Origin of the sequence: Sulfitobacter sp. SBS6, assembly GCF_048285585.1 — a bacterium.
Lineage (GTDB): Bacteria > Pseudomonadota > Alphaproteobacteria > Rhodobacterales > Rhodobacteraceae > Sulfitobacter > Sulfitobacter pontiacus.
In genome coordinates this window covers 2,194-5,537 of record NZ_JBLWBA010000011.1, presented here as the reverse complement: position 1 = coordinate 5,537, position 3,344 = coordinate 2,194, and the positions used below count along the sequence as shown (strand labels likewise).

General features: G+C 51.3%; 1 rRNA gene. It reads right to left on the bottom strand.

Features of this window, described 5'->3' with window-relative positions:
- Positions 1-20: 20 nt before the first annotated feature.
- Positions 21-2,886: ribosomal RNA gene (locus ACNQ62_RS16650) — 23S ribosomal RNA — on the bottom strand.
- Between the last annotated feature and the right edge of the window lie 458 nt (positions 2,887-3,344).

The following is a 3,344-nucleotide window of genomic DNA, read 5'->3' as shown; positions in this document are numbered from 1 at the left end:
AAGTCTTTCTTCTACTGGATCAAATCAAGCCTATCGAGCAATTAGTACCAGTCAACTGAACGTATTACTACGCTTACATCTCTGGCCTATCGACGAGATGGTCTATCTCGGCTCTCAGGGATACCTTGTTTTGAGGGGGGCTTCCCGCTTAGATGCCTTCAGCGGTTATCCTGTCCGATCATAGCTACCCAGCACTGCTATTGGCATAACAACTGGTCCACCAGTGGATCGTTCACCCCGGTCCTCTCGTACTAGGGGCAACTCCTCTCAAGTATCCTACACCCACGGAAGATAGGGACCGAACTGTCTCACGACGTTCTAAACCCAGCTCACGTACCTCTTTAAACGGCGAACAGCCGTACCCTTGGGACCTGCTCCAGCCCCAGGATGAGATGAGCCGACATCGAGGTGCCAAACACTGCCGTCGATATGGACTCTTGGGCAGTATCAGCCTGTTATCCCCGGCGTACCTTTTATCCGTTGAGCGATGGCCCTCCCACTTGGGACCACCGGATCACTATGGCCGTCTTTCGACTCTGCTCGACTTGTCAGTCTCGCAGTCAGGCTGGCTTCTGCCATTGCACTCAACGAGCGATTTCCGACCGCTCTGAGCCAACCTTCGCGCGCCTCCGTTACGATTTAGGAGGCGACCGCCCCAGTCAAACTACCCACCACACAGGGTCCCGGATCCGGATAACGGACCGCGGTTAGACATCAAGCAGAACAAGGGTGGTATCTCAAGGGAGGCTCCACGCAGACTGGCGTCCACGCTTCAAAGCCCACCACCTATCCTGCACATGTTCGGCCTAATGCCAGTGTGAAGTTGTAGTAAAGGTGCACGGGGTCTTTCCGTCTAACCGCGGGTAACCGGCATCTTGACCGGTAATTCAATTTCGCTGAGTCTATGTTGGAGACAGCGGGGAAGTCGTTACGCCATTCGTGCAGGTCGGAACTTACCCGACAAGGAATTTCGCTACCTTAGGACCGTTATAGTTACGGCCGCCGTTTACCTGGGCTTCAATTCAGAGCTCTCACTCCTCCTTTTAACCTTCAGGCACCGGGCAGGCGTCAGACCCTATACGTCGTCTTACGACTTCGCAGAGCCCTGTGTTTTTAATAAACAGTCGCCACCCCCTGGTTTGTGCCCCCAGCCCCTAGTTGCCTAGGAACCGGGCCTCCTTCTCGCGAACTTACGGAGGTATTTTGCCGAGTTCCTTCAACATAGTTCTCTCAAGCGCCTTGGTATTCTCTACCTATCCACCTGTGTCGGTTTAGGGTACGATCTAGCGATGGAGCTATTTCCAGGGACCTCTAAGCAGCCCATTCAATCCGATAAGGATGAACTACCCTCGAGATCCGTCACTTCCATCTGGCCCAGGAATATTAACCTGGTTCCCATCGACTACGCCTTTCGGCCTCGCCTTAGGGGTCGGCTTACCCTGCTCAGATTAGCTTTAAGCAGGAACCCTTGGATTTTCGGCGAGAGTGTCTCTCACACTCTTTGTCGCTACTCATGTCATCATTCTCACTAGTGATCTCTCCACCGGATCGCTCACGCGCCGGCTTCACAGAAAGTTCCGCGTCTCCAATACCCCGAAGGGCTAAGGAGACATGGAACTATGTCACACTACGCTCTGCTACCATGCAATTAATGCATCCTAAGCTTCGGCTCATGGCTTGAGCCCCGTTACATCTTCGCCGCAAGACAACTTATTTAGACCAGTGAGCTGTTACGCTATCTTTAAAGGATGGCTGCTTCTAAGCCAACCTCCTGGTTGTTTTGGTCGTCTCACCTGCTTTCCCACTTAGCCATGAATTAGGGGCCTTAGCTGTAGGTCAGGGTTGTTTCCCTCTTCACAACGGACGTTAGCATCCGCTGTGTGTCTGCCATCTAGTACTCCTCGGTATTCGGAGTTTGGTTAGGATCAGTAAGCCTGTGGGGCCCCATTACCCATCCAGTGCTCTACCCCCGAGGGTATTCGGATGACGCTCTACCTAAATAGATTTCGCAGAGAACCAGCTATCTCCGAGTTTGATTGGCCTTTCACCCCTAGGCACAGCTCATCCCGATCCTTTTCAACGGATGTGGGTTCGGTCCTCCAATAAGTGTTACCTTATCTTCAACCTGGCCATGCCTAGATCACTCGGTTTCGGGTCTGATCCCACAAACTCAACGCCCTATTAAGACTCGCTTTCGCTACGCCTACACCTAACGGCTTAAGCTTGCTTGTGAGACCAAGTCGATGACCCATTATACAAAAGGTACGCTGTCAGGCCGTAAAGACCCTCCAACTGATTGTAGGCGTTCGGTTTCAGGTACTGTTTCACTCCCCTCGTCGGGGTGCTTTTCACCTTTCCCTCACGGTACTGGTTCACTATCGGTCAGTAAGGAGTACTTAGCCTTCGAAGGTGGTCCTCCGATCTTCAGACAGAATTTCACGTGTTCCGCCCTACTTAATACGTCCAATCATGCTTCTTATACGGGACTATCACCCACTTTGGTTGCGCATTCCAACGCATTCTAACCACATTCATGGCTCGGCTGGTCCCCGTTCGCTCGCCGCTACTAGGGGAGTATCAATTGATTTCCTTTCCTCCGGGTACTTAGATGTTTCAGTTCCCCGGGTTTGCTTTTATAAACCTATGTATTCAGTCTATAAATACCTGGTTCTGCTTACTGATGAACCCACCGTCTGCACCTTGCGAACTTACGTCCTCAAGTAGCAAAGCGGTAGGACAACAATAAACAATCAGGTGGGTTGCCCCATTCAGAAATCCATGGATCAAAGCTTATTCTCAGCTCCCCATGGCTTATCGCAGAGTATCACGTCTTTCATCGCCTCTTACTGCCAAGGCATTCACCAAACGCCCTTTTCGCGCTTGATTTGATCCAGAAAAAGAAAGACTGATTTAATGTCCTACCGCCTATTCGGCTACTTGAGGACAATTTAGACCCTCAAACGGCCGGTAGAGTGCGGGACGTCAGTCCAACGCGGGAGACAGAAGCTGGTAAGAAACTGTCTTCCCTTATTCCAGATCAAAAGCATACTTTTACCCGCCCACTCTCTCAGAGTGGACAGCGAGTAGCGCATCTAGCCTACCTTCCGTGCAGGAAGCAGGCGTCACTACTCTGGTTAGTGTACTTGACTTGGACAACACGTCGCTTTCAGTCGCGATACGTTCAAAAGACCGAGGAAACAGTCGAGTAAACGCCGGCTCCAAAAGGAGCAGCAACCGAGATCATCACCTAACGCGGTGCGATCAGATCGTGTTGTTTGTTACTTCAAGATTACTCTTAAAGTAACTGTATCTCTCTTTACGATGTCAATCAGATGCATTCCAAA